This is a genomic window from Sphingomonas jeddahensis, assembly GCF_001981525.1.
GTDB classification, from domain to species: domain Bacteria; phylum Pseudomonadota; class Alphaproteobacteria; order Sphingomonadales; family Sphingomonadaceae; genus Sphingomonas; species Sphingomonas jeddahensis.
This window is the reverse complement of sequence record NZ_MPSB01000012.1, coordinates 1-16,251: the sequence shown is the minus strand read 5'-3', so window position 1 is coordinate 16,251 and position 16,251 is coordinate 1. Positions and strand designations below refer to the sequence as shown.

The window sequence follows — 16,251 nt, the reverse complement described above, 5'->3', positions numbered from 1 at the left end:
ATCGGCCGACGCATCATGCTGCCTGCAAGCCGATCCTCCCGTGTTCCGTCACGAATACGGCATGGTTGCCGAGCGTGCCATGACGCTCGGTGACGCTGCTCAACACCTTGAGCTCGCCGCGCCAGCGCTCGCGATCGACGTCGCACAACAGGTAACCGCGACGATCGGTCATCGCCTTCAGGAAATGGTTGTTGCCGAAGCGGATCGAGCGGGCGAGCGCATCCTCGGCATCGGTGCCGTCGCCGCCTGACGTCACCGAGGTGGCGAGATATTCGCTGGCGACCGGCTGATCGCTGTCGTCCGGGATCAAGTCACCGGCGTAATGGCGGTGCGCATCGCCGCTGATCGTGATGACGTTGGTGAGCTTGTTCTCCCGAATGTGGCGCAGGAGGCGTTGGCGCGGCGTGCGATAGCCGGACCAGACGTCCATGGGATAAGCGAGATCGGCGGTGCCGGGTGCGTCGCGGCGGCCGATCGCCATCAGCATCACTTGCTGCGCGATCAGGTTCCACCGTGCGTCGCTGCGGGACAGGCCATCGTACAGCCATTTCTCCTGCGCGGCGCCGAGCATGGTGCGGTCTTGCGCGAACACCTCGGGCACCGGCACGCCGTCGCGATCGCCGCCGACCTGGTCGCTGCGATATTGCCGCGTGTCGAGCACATGCGCATCGATCAGGTCGCCGAAGCGCGCATGGCGGTACATTTGCATATGGCCGTTCACCGGCAGCGAGCGGCGACGCAGCGGCATATGTTCGTAATAGGCCTGCATCGCGGCGGCGCGGCGCAGGCGGAAGATTTCGGGCGGCGTGCCGTCCTGATCCAGGTCGGCGGCCCAATTGTTGTCGATCTCGTGATCGTCGAAGCTGACCAGCCACGGCGCGGCGGCGTGCGCGGCCTGGAGATCGGGATCGGTCTTGTAGAGCGCGTAGCGGCGGCGATAATCGTCGAGCGAATAGATTTCCTGCCCGGTATGGCGGCGGATCGGGTTGATCGGGCGGCCGTTCAGCAGGCGCGTGGCATCGCCATTGTCGCGGCCTTCGTAGATGTAGTCGCCATAGTGGAAGACGAAGTCGAGCGGGGTTTCGGCAATGCGGCGCCAGGCGGTGTAATGGCCTTCCTCATAATGCTGGCACCCCGCGACGGCGAAGCGCGCCCGCGCCGTGCGTGCGCCGGGCAGCGGGAAGGTGCGGCTGCGGCCGGTGAAGCTGCGCTCCGACCCGCAGCGGAAGCGATACCAATAGGGGCGGTCGGGGCCGAGGCCCGCAACCTCGACATGGACGGCGTGGCCGAGTTCGGGATGGGCGATCGCATCGCCCTTCGCGACGATCGTGCGGAAGTGTTCGTCCGCGGCGACTTCCCAATTAACCAGCACCGGCACCATTGGCATCCCGCCGCCCGGCGCGAGCGGCTCGGGCGCGAGGCGCGTCCAGATTACGAACCCGTCTGCTGACGGATCGCCGGAGGCGACGCCGAGCTGGAACGGGGTGGTGAGAAATACCGGGTTCTCGCGCAGGTTGCGCGGGCGGACCTTGTCCTCGCCCAGCGCGAGGGCGAACGAGGGCGGGGCGGCGATGATGCCGCCGCCGGCGACGATCAGGCCGGTGAGCAGGCGGCGGCGGTCGATGCGGGACATGGCATATTCCTTGACTCAGGCCGAGCAGATCGGCGAGCATCGGGGCAGCGGATCGCACGGCGGCGCGCTGCCCCGGCGACAGTCAGAACTTCATGATGGCGTGGAAGAACAGCGCCGAGCCGTAGTCGTTCTTCTGGCGCACCCAATCATCATTCTCGCCGACGCGGAACTGCGGCTGGTTGTCGAACAGGTTGTTCCATTCGTACTTGAACACGACGTTCTTCGTCACGTCATGCCAGGCGGCGAGGTTCACCGTGGTGAGCGAATCCGCGCTTTGGTCCTGCCACGGATTGGCGCCGATGCCGCTGAGGAAGCGATCGCGATAATTGGCGTTGACGCGGATGCCGCCGTTCACCGCGGGGATGTGATATGTCGCGGAAACGTTGCCGATCCACTTGGGCTGCGACTCCAGCCGGTCCAGCTCCCGTGCCCCAGTATCGGTGACGTAGTTCATCTTGCCCCAGAGGCGCGACAGGTTGAACGACAGATCGACCATGTGATCGGCGACCGGCACCGGCAGCGAACGATGCACCCAGGCGAATTCGACGCCCTGGATCTGCGAACTTGCGGCGTTGAGCGGCTGACGGATGGTATAGAGATCGCCGTCGATCACTTCTTCCTGTCGCAGCGTGAAGATGTCGTCGCTGATCTTCTTGTGGAAATAGCCGAGCAGCAGCATCCCGTTCACGCCGGAATAATAATGCTCCACCGTCGCATCGAGGTTGCGCGAGCGGCGCGGCTTCAGGTTCGGGTTGCCGCGGGTGATGGTGCATTCCAGACCGCCCTCGCCGCTGTCGCCGCAGGTGGTGCTTTCGGCGGCGGCGATGCTGTTGGGCGTTGGGCGGCCGAGCGTCTGCGAATAGGACAGGCGGATGTTGGTATTGTCGAGCCGGTGGACGATGTTCAGCGACGGCAGGAAATAATCGTAATCGCCCTCGTTGCGCGTGAACTCGCCCGTCGCGCTTCCGCTGGTGATGACGGGGGTGGTGCCCGTAAACGACACGTTCTCGTAACGCACGCCGCCGACGATCGTGGTGTTCGGCAGGTTATAGTGTAGCGAGAGATAGCCGGTGAACAGATCCTCCTGATAACGATAGTCCGACGTCAGGCTGTTGTGCCGGCTGGCGGACGCATTGACGGGGAAGCTGTTCCAGCGTTCGTCATAATAACGGTTGAAGTCTAGCCAGGCGTAGGAATGCGGGCTTTGCGGCGGGCGATAACCGGCATCGTAGATATAATCGTTGATCGTGCCCAAGACACTGCGATCGACGCGATCGATGTTCTTGCGCATGTCGAGCCGGCGGAATTCCCAACCAGTGACATAGCCAAGCCCGCGCGAGCCGCGCTCGACATTGTTGAGCACGTCCATACGCGTGTTGAACACCCGCTGGCGGGCGTTGCTGTACACATCGCGCTGCGCGTTCATGCGATAGGGTGCGCCAAGCAGCACGGAGGGATCCTCGATCCCGCGCAGCGTCGGGATCTCGCCCTCCGGCGCGTCGTAAGTGAGATAATAGCCGGTCGGGTTGGTCAGGATGCTGACATACGGCTCCCAATCACGGAACGTCTCTTCGGTCAGGCCGGTGCGGGCGGTGACGCGCGTGTCGCCCACCTCGAATGCAGCGTTGGTCAGGATGCCGCGGTTCTCACGGCGATACTGGTTATGGCGATAATTCTCGACCAGCTGGCTGATGCGCATGCGGCCGCTGGTCGGCGTCTGGTCCTCGACGAAATTGGCGGTGTCGACATAGTTGATGTTGGTCGACTGGTCCTGCTTGCGAACATAATCATAGCCGATGATGCTCGCCTGCACGCTGTCGTCCGCGGCGCGATATTCGAGCTTCGCCGACCCGCCGTAAGTGTCCGACACGTCAGCATATGTGCCATAGCCGAAGTTCCCGGGCAGCGCGCGGCCATTCCAGCCGAGTTCGGGGTCGGGGCGTGCGATGGGGCGATTGTCGTCGGTGAAGAAGCGCTTCGTATTCTGCCAATTCTGCGAGAAGTTGCGCGGTGTGCTTTCATAACGGCCTGAGACAATGACGCCGAACTCCTCGTTGGCGCCGAAGCGGGTGGCGTAATTGCCCTTGACGCCATAGCCCCAGTGTTTGCGCGGCTCGCCATAGGAATTGCTGCCGCCCTCACCTTCCATGGTGCGATAAAGGCCATACACGTCCAGGAAGAGGTCCTGCGCGCGCTTGTCGAAGGCGCTGCGGGTGACGATGTTGATCGCGCCGCCGATGGCGCCGCCGTCCTGCTCGGCGGTGAAGGTCTTGAACAGGTCGACGCGGCCCGACAGGTCGCTGGGCAGCAGCTGGAGGTTGACGCGCCGGGTGCCCGCGCCGCTTTCGCCCACCGTCGCCAGCGTCAGGCCGTCGATGGTGGTGTGGTTGAGATCGGGCGAGATGCCGCGCACGGTGACATAGCGGGGATATTCGCCGTCCTCGACGGTGCTGATTCCAGGTAGCTGGGTGAGCAGGCCGGCGATCGAGCCGTCTGCCGTCAGCGTCTCCACATCATCATAGACAACCGATTCCACGATGGTCGTGGAATTACCCTTTGAACGGAACGGCGAAGTGATGCCGATGACGAGGATTTCCTCCGATCCGACATTGCGCGCGTCCTGTTGATCGTCATCCGGCGCCGTTGCCGGCTCCTCCACGGCGAGCGTCACCACGTCACCATTCCAGCTGGCTATGCGCAGGCCGGTGCCGTTCAGCATTCGCTCCAGCCCGCTCCGCGCCTTGTGGCTGCCCTTCACGGCACGCGTGCGCACGCCCTGTGCGGCATTGGCGGACATCAGGATCTGGATGCCGGCCTGACGCGCGAACTGTGGCACCGACGACAGCGCCGGCCCGGCGGGCACGGAAAAGTCGCGCACCATCGTCGCGGCCTGCGCGACGCTCGCCCCTGCGCTGGCAAAGGTGGTTCCGGCAAGCAGCGCCGCTGCACACCGCGTCGCAAAAACTGACTTGAACATTGACGCCCCCAAAAGGTTTTGGACCTCTTGACGACCTGGGCAGCCTTTTCCGTCAGCGGAACGAAGAAGTTTTTAGTTACTAATTTCTGACGTTGTTATGACGATGTTGTTACCGTCGTGGCGTACGGTTCCGTGCACAATGCCCGATGCTGCCAGCGCAAATTGCTCCGGCTGGTTGATCTTGAAGTATCCCAGCATCGGCGTGTCGGTCGCACCCGGTGCCTCGACGCGGATCTTGCGCAGATTGTAGCGATTGAATTCCGCCGCGGCCTGACCGAGCGTCATGCCGTCAAGCACGATATCGCCGTCGCGCCAGGCGAGCGCGCTGTCTTGGGCGCGGGCGAGCGTGAGCAGGCTGTTTGCGGGCATGGCGAGCGCTATTTTGGCGGATTGACCAGCGCGTGCAGGCGTGCGGCGACCGGGCGCGGCGGTGTTCCATATCTCCACCGCTCCCTCGGTCACCGTGACGGTGACCGCATCGGCATCGCGGCGCACGGCAAAGGCGGTGCCGGTCGCGCGCACGCGGATCGGCCCGGCGCTGACCACGAAGGGGCGGCTCTTGTCCTTGGCGACCTGAAACCAAGCCTCACCCGTATCGAGCGCGACCAGCCGCTCGCTGCCGTCGATTGCGGTATCCATGCGCGTGTCGGTGTTGATGATCGCGCGCGATCCATCCTCCAGCGCGACGCGGCGGATCTCGCCAGTCTCGGTGGCGAAGCGCGCGTGATCGGGTTGCTTCCATGCGGTCGTCACCGCCACGCCGGCGAGCGCGGCGGCAGCGGGCAATGCGGCGAGTGCCCAGCGATGGCGGCGACGCGGTGGCGCAACGGCGGGCGCGGGCGCTTCGGCCGGCGCCTTGCCCGGCGCGTCATAGACGAGGCACAGCATCGCTTGCGCGCGCAACAAGGCGCCCTTGTTCAGCGGATCGGACGCCAGCCAGGCATCGAGTTCGGATCGGGCGGACGCCTCCAGTGCCGCAGCGTCGAGCCGTGCCGCCCAAGCGGCGGCTTCATCGGTTCGGGACATGCGTCCTCCGTACCGGCGGCTCGGCCTGGGGCGCGTGGGACACGCCGCGCTCGGCGAGCGCCTTCAGCAACATCCTCAATCCCCGGGCGACATTATTTTCTATCACATTCTCGCTCACATCCAGCCGCGCTGCCGCCTCCTTCTGCGACAGCCCCTCGATCCGCCTGAGGTGAAGCACCTCGCGATAGGCTGGCGGCAGCGTATCGAGCAGATCGAGCACATGCTGCAGCTCCAACCTGTCGCCGGCGACCGTTTCCGGCGACGGACTTTCATCCATGATGGACGACACATCCAAATCCGTCATCGCGCGGAATTGGACGATGCGCGAACGGCGCAACCGTTCGATCAGGAGCGACTTGGCGGTCGTGAAGAAGTAGCGCCGGCCGCTTCGAATATGGCCGATATAGTCGAGCTCGGCGAGGCGGCAGTAAGCGTGCTGGATGATGTCGTCAGCGTCGTCAGGGTTGCCCGCATGACGGATCAGCCAGCGTCGCACGTCGGCTTCGTGCGGCAGGACATGATGCGCGACCCAGCGGACAACTTCAGGCTTGCCCGGCATTCGTCCGGTGAGTTCCCCATGGAAAGAAGGCCGCCGCTAAGAGCGTTGCTGTTACACGCTAATGACATGCCGCTCGGCGACCACGTCCTCTGCCGGCTCCGGGCCTTGTCGCTTTGCATGGAGCAGCCGATCAGCGCCGCGCTTTCAGCACCGGGTATGATCAGCTCGGCGAGGTTGCGCAGGCTGGCGCAGCAGATTGCTGTCGCGTGCGCCCAGGGCGACTGGCCCAGCCGCGTCCTCGATCTTGCCATGCACGTTTATGCGCGTTGCGCCTTGTTGAACGCCGCCGCACGGATGCTGGCGCGCAGGGTCTCATATTGACCGTTGGTGAAGCCAGCCGCGAGAAAGTCCGCGATCTCCTGCGCCGGCACAGCGATCCGATCATGCCAGGTCAGCACCGCCAGCCGGCGCAGCGCCTCGAGCCGCGGATCAGCGAGGCGCGGGTTGGGCCGTTTGCCAAAGAGATTGCCCAGCGCCACGGACAAGCGGCCGGGTTCGCGCAGCGTCGCCAGCGTGTCGCGACGGGCGAGCACGACAACGGCCCATTCGAGCGCGGACAGGCGATCGTCGGCCGCACGATCGGGCGTTGCGGCCTGCTGGACGGCACCGAATTCGTCGAAGGCAAGATAGGCCATGAGATTTCCCCTTTTCTGGTGCGGGCATGCGCCACCCTCCGGCGACCCGGATCAGCGACGAACGCGCGCAAGAGTGATTGCCGCCGCGCCAACGCGGCCGACCGTCACAGGATTGAAGATGCAGAAACGCCGCGCGGATTACGTTCCGCGGGTTGCTCCGAAAGAACAAGGAAGCATCACAGCGCCCTTCAGATGAGAGCACCGACCGGGGCTCTTTCAGTACCACATGGTATAGAAATCGCGCTGCCCTGCGTCAACCGCCTTTTTGTACCGTACGGTATTTTTTACGCGCTCGGCCACATCATGAGGCTGGTCTCGACCACCCGCTCCAGCTCCGCGCGAGTCGCGCCAGACCCGGCCTGCACCGCCATGCCCTGAAGAATGGCGTAAAGGTACACGGCCAGGTTCTCCGGATCGACATGATCCGGCAGATCGCCATCCCGCTTGGCCTGGTGAAAACGGTTCACCAGTGCGGCCTGAGAAGAGGCGCGGCGAGTGATGATATCGGCCTTGATCGACTCCGCTTCCGCACCGCACGCGGTAGCGCTGATGACGCCGAGGCATCCTTTCGGATCACATTTGCTCATCTGCGCATCAATCGCGCCACGCATGAAATTCTCGGCCACTGCACGCGCGGTCGGCTGCTTCAGCGCCTCGCGGGTGTAAGCGAGCTTTTCGGACTCGTAGAGGTCCAGCGCCTTGTGAAACAACGATTCCTTGTTGCCGAACGCGGCATAAAGGCTGGGCTTGGTAATGCCCATCGCCTCTGTAAGATCGGCCATTGACGCGCCTTCATAGCCCTTTGACCAGAATACGGCGAGCGCCTGACTGAGCGCCTGATCGACACAGAACTCCCGCGGGCGTCCCTTGGTGGAAGGTGCGGTAGTGGTTTCCATAACGGACGGTATATAAGCTTGGTCGCGGCGATGCTCAAGCGCGTGCGGCCACCTAACGCGCTGACTTACGGCAATTCACGGCGGTTCGGGCGGTTGCGAGACATCCGCGTTCCTAATCTGACGGCAGGCGTCACAAAGGCGCAGCCCGCGCCGCCAGCGTGTGAACGCGAAGGCGCGGAAAGACCTCCTCCAAGGGCCTAGTGTCGGGCAGGACATACACATAGCCCCCTTTTTTCTGGAACAGCGGACGCAGGCTCTTGCCGTAAAAGACGCGTGGCACATTGATGCAGCCAAAGGTGATGCGATTGTCGTCACCCTTTGCCGACAGCATGCGCTCGCGTCTTTGCTCCTTCTTAGGGCTGTCAGGCGGGATGGTGTGGATCGCCACGCTGTTGGTGTAATCGACCCAGAGCACACGTTGGTGCCCGGCTGCATAGCCGAATTTCGCGAGAAAGCGGCCAGCAGGGGTGGTTTTCTCGGCCGGGCCGATTTGGCTGAGATTCTTGCTGCCGACCCCCGGCGTGGCGTCGTCGCCGGCGGCAATGCCGATCAGCACAGGCACCTGGTACAGCGGCTTTCCCTTGGCGCTGTACAGGATGAGCGTTGCCGCCTTCTTGTCCAGAACAGCATAAGGAAGCGCGTGATTGTCGTTCGACGCCGCAATCCACTCGGCGACCCGCTGCCCCTCCATCGTTGGCAGGATAGGCGCCTCGATGCGGGCAGTGGCGACCGCGCGGGCCGGCTCCGGCTTGGCGCGCGCCTTTGCCTTAGGGGCGGCTTCCGCGCCAGCGGCAAACAGCATCGCGCTGGCGAAAAACGCGAGAATCTTGATCATCAGGCCTCAAGCTCAAGGCGGCCGCCCCCTGTCGGGGACAACCGCCGCGATTGTTCACGATGGAAACGATGGCGGATCAGTTGCGCGGCCGCTTGCCGCGACGCTCCTGCTCCTGAAGCCGCTGTTCAACGCCATCGACGCGGCCGTTAAGCTGGTCGAGCCGCTGGCCGTGCTGCTGGACTTGGCCGGATGCAGCCTGCGCTTCGGCCAGCGCTTGCTTGGCGGTGCCGTCGGTTGCTTGCAGCTGGGTTTCCAGCGCGCCGACGCGCTCGCTGACCGGGGCGATCTGCTCGCGTACATATTTCTTCGTGGCACAGCCGCCCAGGGTTGGCGCGGCGAGCATGATCATGACCATCGAGGTAAGCTTGGTCGCAGGTGAGAGCATTGCTGTCTTCCAATAATTACTAGCCGAACAAAGGAGCCCGGCTAGCGACGGCCCGACAATACAGATGGCGACCAAACGCACTGTAGGAACGGCAAATGGAGCGCCAAACCACTCTGACCAGCAACTTAGACTTACCGACATCTTATCATTGAGGACGCTGACTTTTTAGCATGAACAAAGGCTGAACCATTGCTCGGCCGAACGTTACTTCGTCGATTCGACCCTGACCTTCACGGAAAAGGGGTCGAGCGGAATCCCGCTCGCATCTTCCTCCACCGTACCACCTGCGGCACGCGCCTCGCGCTGGCGATCAACGCATTTGCGCAACTCCACCATCGCCGCGCCGCTGCCGTCCAGGCGCAGGTCCTCAACCGGAACAGCGCCGCGACTGATCCGGAGAAACTCGGACGCGGCGAAGATGCCCGGGAATGTGCGGCCGAAGCTCGTGACGAACCCCTTCTTACCCTCGGGGGCGATGCCGATGGCGAGATGCCGGGGGAATGCAGCCTTGGAGAGGCGGAAGTCGAGCCTGAGCCGCTCTTTTTCCCCGATGGACCAATTGGCGTTGAGGATCGTGAGCCGATTGCTGCCATCGACATCAAGGCCGAACTGCACGGTCGTTGCCCGCGGGCTGGGATAGGTTCTCGTCAGGAAACAGCCCTGCCCATCGCTGCTTGCCGAGACCACCCACGGGCCGACATCACGGGTGGCATAGACCGCCGCGACAGCCTGGGTGGCGAAAAACACGAGGACGGCAAGCGCCGGCAGATGGATCAGCGGGCGAAACTGCGCCTGCACACGGCCGGAAGTGGCGCTTGCCAGCTGCCGCGAGCAGCGATCCGCATCTCGCGTGCTAAACCGGGAGAACGCTTTCCCGAACCATCTGACCGTCATTCTTGTCCCTGTAGCGCACGAAAGGTGGCATGTCCCACCGACGGGAGGGCCGCCATTCATCGTGCGGTTGCCACCCTGCCAGGCAGACCCAGGCTGTTGCGGCTGGCGTCCTCACGTCGAACAGTGCAGCCGGCAAGGCCGCTGACGCACTAAGTCCTCGAGCGGCAATTTCTTAGCGTCGTTGATCTCGCCACTTCTGCGACGCCGAGCGTTCAACGGGCCGAAGCTTGTGCTCCGGCCCGTTGACATCACTATGCCGTCAATCGGCCCTGCGCCGAATTGTGTCCGCCATTGCGGTGGAGAATGTCGCGAGCACGCTCAGCGTCGATGTCCGAACCTCCGACAGTCACCACCACACCCCCGTTCTTCATGCGACCACCGTAATAGTTCGCATCTTCCTCGCTCACACCGTGCTTGGTCAGCACTTCGTTGAACGTGCCGGTCAGTGCACCCACTCCGGCACCGATCGCCATAGCTTCGGGCACGGCACCGGCGGCGATCGCACCCGCGGCGGCGAGAGGGCCCACCCCGGGTATTGCCAGCGCCGCTACGCCGAGCCCTGCCCCGAGAGCACCGCCTCCAAGGATCCCCCGCAGCACGTTGCGGTGGTGCTCGTCCGTGATCTCGCCTTCACCTGATGTCGCCGTGGTTGTACCACCATGATGAGCGATGATCGAAAGGTCCGCGTCTCTCACTCCTGCTGTGCGCAGTTCGGACACTGCCCGCTCTGCCTCTGCATGGGTGTCGAAGATCGCCGATGCATGAACCATGGATATTTCCTCTCTGACTACCGCTCGACCGCGGTCGCTCTCTCAACAGAGCAGTAGCTCGCTCGTTCCACGACGATCTTGACAGCGGGCAGAGGCCACCGTCCTGCGCCTCGGTCAGCGCAGGACGCCATAGCCGATCCGAGCCGGCTCCGGCGCGAACAGGAGAGCGCGCAGCTCCGTAATTGGCACACGCCGCTTGGCTATGGTGCTCACCCTGGACCGATCTACTGAGCCCTCGGGCTCTCGTGTGCGCAAGCTCATGGCAGTCTTGCACCCGCTGTGGCTCGATCACGGACGACAAGCAGCTTTCGCCGGTACTCGTGGGGCGGCGAGGGCCGCACCGTTGAGTGCGGCTCCAGCCGCGCGTAGGGAGCAAGAGCGCCGGGGGGCGCTTCCTCGTTAAGGTATTTGATGGCTGCTCCTGTTGAAACACAAACCGGCTCGCACTTTCTGCGAACCGGCGGTGAAGCCGGTTTGCTGATCGAGCGGTTCGACTGGTCCACCACTCCCCTTGGGCCAATCGAACATTGGCCTGCGAGCCTGCGGACCATCACCAGCCTCGTGCTGCGCTCGCCTGTTCCGATGGCGCTGTTGTGTGGGCCTGAGGGCGTGATGCTCTACAATGACCGCTATTCGGAGTTCGCCGGCGGGCGCCATCCACACCTGCTCGGTACGAACGTTCGAGAGGGCTGGCCGGAGGTCGCCGACTTCAGTGACAACATCATGAAGGTCTGTCTGGCCGGAGGAGCACTGTCCTACCACGACCACGAACTGACACTGCGCCGGAATGGAAGAGCAGAACAGGTTTGGATGAACCTCGACTGTTCGCCGGTGTGTGACGACGCGGGAAATCCCCTCGGCGTGCTTGCCGTGGTTATGGAAACCACCCAGCGCGTTCAGGCTGAGCATCGTCAGCACGCGGCGGAGCGAACAGCCCGAGAGGAGGAGGCGCGGCTGCGTGGTGTGCTGCAGAACATGGACGAAGCTTTCGTCCTCATGGACCGCGATTTCCGGGTGGTGGATATCAACACCGTTGGCATTCACCTAGAGAACAGGCCTCGCGATGAGATCATTGGCAAGACCCATTGGGAAGCTTGGCCGGGGAGCGAAGAATCCGCACTAGGAGAACTCTACAAGCGCGCCATGCGCGATCATGTATCCGTTACGCTCGACCATCGCTATGTCTGGCCTGACGGGCATCAGGCCTGGATAGAGGCGCGCGCCTATCCCACCGATGACGGGCTCGCCTGTTTCTACCGCGACATCACCGAACGGCTCGACGCCCATCGTGCGCTGGAGGAGAGCGAAGCGCGGCAGCGTGCAATCATCGACGCCACCCCCGAGTGCGTGAAGATTGTGGCGGGGGATGGTCGGCTGCTCCACATGAATCTGGCCGGACTCGGCATGATCGAGGCGGATACCTTTGATGCCGTTTGCGATGCGGACACCATCGCCATCATTGCGCCGGAGGATCGGGAAAATTGGCGGCGAAACCACGCCCGCGTGCTCTCGGGCGAGAGAACGAGCTGGGAGTTCGACATCATCGGACTGAAAGGCACACGCCGCCATATGGAAACTCACGCCGTGCCGGTGACACTTCCCGACGGCAGCGTTGCACAACTCGCCGTTACCCGCGACTTGTCACAGCGCAAGCGTACGGAGCAGGACCTTCGCCGAGCCAATGAGACGCTCGAAACGTTGAACCGGATCGGCCATTCTCTCGCCGCAGAGCTTGATCTTGAGCGGATCGTTCAAATGGTCACCGACGCGGGCGTTGAGCTTACGGGGGCAAAGTTCGGGGCGTTCTTCTACAATGTGCACGCCGAGAACGGCGACAGCTTCCTTCTTTACACACTTTCGGGCGCTGCCCGCTCAGACTTCGACGGTTTTGGTCTTCCGCGCGCCACCGAGGTTTTCAAGCCGACGTTCGATGGCGATGGACTCATTCGCTCACACGACATCCTGGAGGACCCGCGCTACGGCAAGAACGCCCCCAACTCGGGCATGCCGCCCGGGCACCTGCCCGTGCGTAGCTATCTGGCGGTGCCTGTTACCTCTCGCTCTGGAGAAGTGATCGGCGGGCTATTTTTTGGCCACCCGGACGCCGGCGTGTTCACGGAACGCCATGAGCAATTGATGACCGGCATCGCGGCGCAGGCCGCGATCGCGATCGATAACGCTCGTCTCTACCGCGCAGCGCAGCGCGAACTGGAGGAGCGAGCCCGGGCAGAAGAAGCGCTCCGCGTAAGCGAGTTGCGCTTCCGCCAGCTTACAGAACTTGCTCCCGCGATCACATGGTTCGGCAATCCGGACGGATCCCTCAGCTATCTCAGCCCCCAATGGTACGAATATACGGGCCAAAGCGAAGATAGCGCCCTGCCGCTCGGATGGGCCGGCGTGATTCACCCCGACGATGCCGACCGGCTTGCTGCAATCTGGGAAGATGCCCGGAAACGAGGCGTTCTTTACGAGCTCGAAGCGCGACTACGGCGACACGATGGCGTCTACCGCTGGTTCCTGATCCGTGCCCATCCGCTCCAGCAGCAGGATGGGATGATCAGTGGCTGGCTCGGCAGCGACGTCGATATCGATGACCAGAAGACCGCCGAGCAGGCGCTCGCAAAACTCAACGAAACGTTGGAAGAGCGCGTAACAGCTAGAACGGCGGATCGTGACCGGATGTGGCGCCTGTCGACCGACGTCATGTTGGTGGCCGACTTCGAAGGGCGGATAGAAGCGGTAAACCCCGCCTGGACGACTCAATTCGGCTGGGACGAACGCGAGTTGGTCGGCAAGATCTTTCTCGATCTCGTTCATCCCGAGGATCTCGCCAGCACGATCGCCGAAGTAGGAAGGCTGGAACAGGGGCAGACGACTTTGCGGTTTGAGAACCGCTACCGCCGCAAAGACGGCACGTACCTGTGGCTGTCTTGGACCGCGGTTCCGGATGATCGCTTCATCCATGCAGTCGGGCGCAATATTGACGCGGAAAGAGCTGCCGCCGCCGAACTGGAGCGCGCGCAGGAAGCGCTACGACAAAGCCAGAAGATGGAGGCAGTAGGACAGCTTACCGGCGGCGTAGCTCACGACTTCAATAACCTGTTGACGGTCGTCACGGGCAATATCGACATGGCGGGCCGGGCTCTCGACGCCGCAGGGGTTAGCGATGCCCGCGCGCGGCGGGCTTTGGATAGCGCGATGAAGGGCGCCGAACGGGCAGCCGCGCTGACGCAGCGACTGCTTGCTTTTTCCCGCCGTCAGCCGCTCGCTCCGAAGCCGATCGACGTCGACAAGCTTGTGATCGGGATGTCGGACCTCCTCAATCGATCGCTGGGGGAGACGGTGAAGCTGGAGATCGTCACCTCACCCGGCCTCTGGCGTGTGGAAGCTGATCCGAACCAGCTGGAAAGCGCGATCCTGAATCTAGGCGTGAACGCGCGCGATGCCATGCCCAAGGGCGGCGAGTTGATCGTCGAGACAACCAACGCCCGCCTGGACGAGGAGTACAGCGCCGCGCACGCCGAGGTAGCGCCCGGGCATTATGTGGTGATCGCGGTCACCGACACAGGCGAAGGCATGCCGAAGCACGTGCAGGAAAAGGTTTTTGAGCCCTTTTTCACCACCAAGGAAGTGGGCAGGGGGACGGGATTGGGCCTGTCGATGGTCTACGGATTCGTCAAACAGTCCGGCGGTCACGTTAAGATCTATTCGGAAGAGGGTAAGGGTACCACCGTCAAGATCTACCTGCCCCGCTTGATGAGCGATGCGCCGAGCGAGGCCGAGGCTCATCTGACGGCCGGCATCGAGACAAGTGCGCGTGCCGAAACAATCCTGGTCGTGGAAGATGACGACGATGTCCGCGCCTATACGGTCGAGTGCCTTCGGGAGCTCGGCTATCGCGTGCTGGAGGCCCACGACGGACCGTCTGCGCTTCGCCTTTTGGAGCGACAGGAAGATCCGGTGGACTTGCTCTTTACCGACGTAGTGATGCCGGGAATGTCTGGCCGCGAGCTTGTTGATACGGTGCGCGACCGGCACGGAAACGTTCGCGTGCTTTACACCTCGGGATACACGCGCAACGCTATCGTCCATGGCGGCCGGCTGGATCCTGGCGTCGAGATGATCGCCAAGCCGTTCACTTACGCCGCGCTCGCGCAAAAGATACGGGACGTGCTCGACGCTGGGCGCACCGGCCGAGTGCTCGTCGTCGAACATGAGCCGACGGTGCAGGCGCTCGCCATAGAAGCCCTGATGGCGGCCGGATATGCAGCGGATGAAGCGGCGAACGGGGCGGAGGCGCTGGGCAAGGTGCGATCTGCACAAGGCCGCTACGACGTGGTTTTCCTCGACCAGGATTTACCGGACCGTCCCGGCGACACGATTGCAGCCGAGCTGCGCGCGCTTCACGCTGAACTTCCGGTTCTCATCACGACGCGAACGGACGAGGATCGGCTCGTCGCCCAACTCTCGGATGACAAATGCACTGCCATCCTTGGAAAGCCATACACCGGCGCGAAGTTGGCTGAGGCACTGAGGGTGCTGGGCGTTACCTGTCGTGAGATGCCCTGACCGGCGGCACCTGGGCGTGCCAACCGTGTACCCGAGACCAAGCGAGATCACGTGCGCCCGGATCGTTGCTGTGATGGCATCGGAAAAGCGCCTCGCCCGGGAGCGCCGAGCCGCGGCCCATATGTGGCTAACGTCGCATGGCGGCGGCCCTAAAACGCCTGTTAGGCGAGGAGGGTGTCGGCCGGTCGATCACAAAGGTGTCCAACGGCGCGTAGGGACAAACCGTCTCATGCTGGCGCCGCACCATACCGAGCGGCCAGGCCACGGCGTGACCGCGTTATGGAGGCGATCCGCCCGGACGGCCTCAAGTCCGAATGCCGGAACGCCGAGATGATACGCCACAGCCTCATTATCGATGCACATAACCGCGAGATCATCACCTGCGGGCGGTCACCAACCTGGCACCAGCGGATCCGAATCTGCGACATCGTGCAGGAGGCTTTGGAGGCACGTTTCGGCAGAGTGTGCGTTATCCCGGCAGCCGAAACGCTGTCCGACGCCTGCATTGCCCGGGGAAAGCCGCATCTTGGTCGGAAAACTGAGATTCAAACCCTTCTTCACGTCTGACCGAAGTCCGCAATCCGCAATCCGCAATCCGCAATCAAACTCCATCTTTGAAGCTGTCGCGAACACCCTTATTCGCGACTACGTTGGCGTGACGCCACTCGCCGGTGGAGTTACCGCGTCGACTTCCCTGCCCGGATGGGTCGGCGACCACAATGACAACCACCCACATTCAGCGCTCAGACTGCGTTTGCCGTGCGAGTATCGCTGGCTTGTTTCTGTGGCGTTTGGAAAGCGTCCGGCGGAAGGGGGGCAACATCACGATCATTGCGGGGTGTGGGTGGGTGCCCGCGGCGAGCCCCCTGGAGAGCAATTGCGAGAGCAGATCGACGTGCTGACGTCCAGCCTGTCGCTGTGTCCGGAAAGCGCAAGCGATGTGAGGGAGGCACAAAAACGCCGCCGCGGGTTGAGCCGGGCGGTTTTGACACATGGGATGGTTGGTTGCGGGGACAGGATTTGAACCTGTGACCTTCAGGTTATGAGCCTGACGAGCTACCGGGCTGCTCCA

The 16,251-nt window shown here is 63.3% G+C and carries 12 protein-coding genes; 2 read left to right on the top strand and 10 right to left on the bottom strand.

The window, feature by feature from the left end; translation table 11 throughout:
• Nucleotides 1-13: 13 nt before the first annotated feature.
• The 10 genes from SPHI_RS12020 to SPHI_RS14900 all read right to left on the bottom strand — a co-directional run bounded on the left by SPHI_RS12020 (nucleotide 14) and on the right by SPHI_RS14900 (nucleotide 10,610).
• On the bottom strand, nucleotides 14-1,633 hold the full coding sequence (locus tag SPHI_RS12020) for an alkaline phosphatase D family protein (RefSeq protein ID WP_076745200.1): 1,620 nt from the start codon (nucleotides 1,631-1,633) through the stop codon (nucleotides 14-16).
• 82 nt (nucleotides 1,634-1,715) lie between these two features.
• Nucleotides 1,716-4,610, bottom strand: a complete 2,895-nt coding sequence (locus tag SPHI_RS12015; RefSeq protein WP_076745199.1) for a TonB-dependent receptor — start codon at nucleotides 4,608-4,610, stop codon at nucleotides 1,716-1,718.
• Between the two features lie 72 nt (nucleotides 4,611-4,682).
• Nucleotides 4,683-5,636: a FecR family protein gene (locus SPHI_RS12010; protein WP_076745198.1), complete on the bottom strand. Its 954-nt coding sequence runs from the start codon at nucleotides 5,634-5,636 to the stop codon at nucleotides 4,683-4,685.
• Nucleotides 5,620-6,195: an RNA polymerase sigma factor gene (locus SPHI_RS12005; RefSeq protein WP_076745197.1), complete on the bottom strand. Its 576-nt coding sequence runs from the start codon at nucleotides 6,193-6,195 to the stop codon at nucleotides 5,620-5,622. Before SPHI_RS12005 ends, SPHI_RS12010 begins: the two co-directional genes overlap by 17 nt.
• Before the next feature lie 257 nt (nucleotides 6,196-6,452).
• Entirely contained in the window at nucleotides 6,453-6,830 is a 378-nt protein-coding gene (locus SPHI_RS12000; RefSeq protein ID WP_076745196.1) for a hypothetical protein, read from the bottom strand.
• A 284-nt stretch (nucleotides 6,831-7,114) separates the two neighbouring features.
• The gene (locus SPHI_RS11995; RefSeq protein WP_076745195.1) at nucleotides 7,115-7,726 is read right to left on the bottom strand and encodes a TetR/AcrR family transcriptional regulator; all 612 of its coding nucleotides are present in this window, start codon (nucleotides 7,724-7,726) and stop codon (nucleotides 7,115-7,117) included.
• Between the two features lie 130 nt (nucleotides 7,727-7,856).
• On the bottom strand, nucleotides 7,857-8,561 hold the full coding sequence (locus SPHI_RS11990) for a hypothetical protein (protein WP_096348767.1): 705 nt from the start codon (nucleotides 8,559-8,561) through the stop codon (nucleotides 7,857-7,859).
• A gap of 76 nt (nucleotides 8,562-8,637) precedes the next feature.
• On the bottom strand, nucleotides 8,638-8,946 hold the full coding sequence (locus SPHI_RS11985; RefSeq protein WP_198927872.1) for a hypothetical protein: 309 nt from the start codon (nucleotides 8,944-8,946) through the stop codon (nucleotides 8,638-8,640).
• Nucleotides 8,947-9,150: 204 nt separating this feature from the next.
• Nucleotides 9,151-9,840, bottom strand: coding sequence for a hypothetical protein (locus SPHI_RS11980; protein WP_144036198.1), 690 nt, complete (start codon nucleotides 9,838-9,840; stop codon nucleotides 9,151-9,153).
• Nucleotides 9,841-10,091: 251 nt separating this feature from the next.
• Nucleotides 10,092-10,610: a hypothetical protein gene (locus SPHI_RS14900; protein WP_144036197.1), complete on the bottom strand. Its 519-nt coding sequence runs from the start codon at nucleotides 10,608-10,610 to the stop codon at nucleotides 10,092-10,094.
• 411 nt (nucleotides 10,611-11,021) lie between these two features.
• On the opposite strand from SPHI_RS14900, the gene SPHI_RS14715 reads away from it, so the two are divergent.
• Nucleotides 11,022-15,179 (top strand): PAS domain S-box protein, encoded by a 4,158-nt coding sequence (locus SPHI_RS14715; RefSeq protein ID WP_083719963.1) that lies wholly within the window; start codon nucleotides 11,022-11,024, stop codon nucleotides 15,177-15,179.
• Nucleotides 15,180-15,458: 279 nt separating this feature from the next.
• Nucleotides 15,459-15,746 carry a hypothetical protein gene (locus tag SPHI_RS11940; RefSeq protein WP_076745193.1) on the top strand — a complete coding sequence of 96 codons (288 nt, stop codon included), beginning with the start codon at nucleotides 15,459-15,461 and terminating at the stop codon, nucleotides 15,744-15,746.
• The last annotated feature ends 505 nt before the right edge of the window (nucleotides 15,747-16,251 follow it).

Coding starts and splice junctions, on each gene's coding strand:
- SPHI_RS12020 (WP_076745200.1), bottom strand. CDS start 1,633: ATGTCCCGCATCGACCGCCGCCGCCTGCTCACCGGCCTGATCGTCGCC.
- SPHI_RS12015 (WP_076745199.1), bottom strand. CDS start 4,610: ATGTTCAAGTCAGTTTTTGCGACGCGGTGTGCAGCGGCGCTGCTTGCC.
- SPHI_RS12010 (WP_076745198.1), bottom strand. CDS start 5,636: ATGTCCCGAACCGATGAAGCCGCCGCTTGGGCGGCACGGCTCGACGCT.
- SPHI_RS12005 (WP_076745197.1), bottom strand. CDS start 6,195: ATGCCGGGCAAGCCTGAAGTTGTCCGCTGGGTCGCGCATCATGTCCTG.
- SPHI_RS12000 (WP_076745196.1), bottom strand. CDS start 6,830: ATGGCCTATCTTGCCTTCGACGAATTCGGTGCCGTCCAGCAGGCCGCA.
- SPHI_RS11995 (WP_076745195.1), bottom strand. CDS start 7,726: ATGGAAACCACTACCGCACCTTCCACCAAGGGACGCCCGCGGGAGTTC.
- SPHI_RS11990 (WP_096348767.1), bottom strand. CDS start 8,561: ATGATCAAGATTCTCGCGTTTTTCGCCAGCGCGATGCTGTTTGCCGCT.
- SPHI_RS11985 (WP_198927872.1), bottom strand. CDS start 8,946: ATGCTCTCACCTGCGACCAAGCTTACCTCGATGGTCATGATCATGCTC.
- SPHI_RS11980 (WP_144036198.1), bottom strand. CDS start 9,840: ATGACGGTCAGATGGTTCGGGAAAGCGTTCTCCCGGTTTAGCACGCGA.
- SPHI_RS14900 (WP_144036197.1), bottom strand. CDS start 10,610: ATGGTTCATGCATCGGCGATCTTCGACACCCATGCAGAGGCAGAGCGG.
- SPHI_RS14715 (WP_083719963.1), top strand. CDS start 11,022: ATGGCTGCTCCTGTTGAAACACAAACCGGCTCGCACTTTCTGCGAACC.
- SPHI_RS11940 (WP_076745193.1), top strand. CDS start 15,459: ATGGAGGCGATCCGCCCGGACGGCCTCAAGTCCGAATGCCGGAACGCC.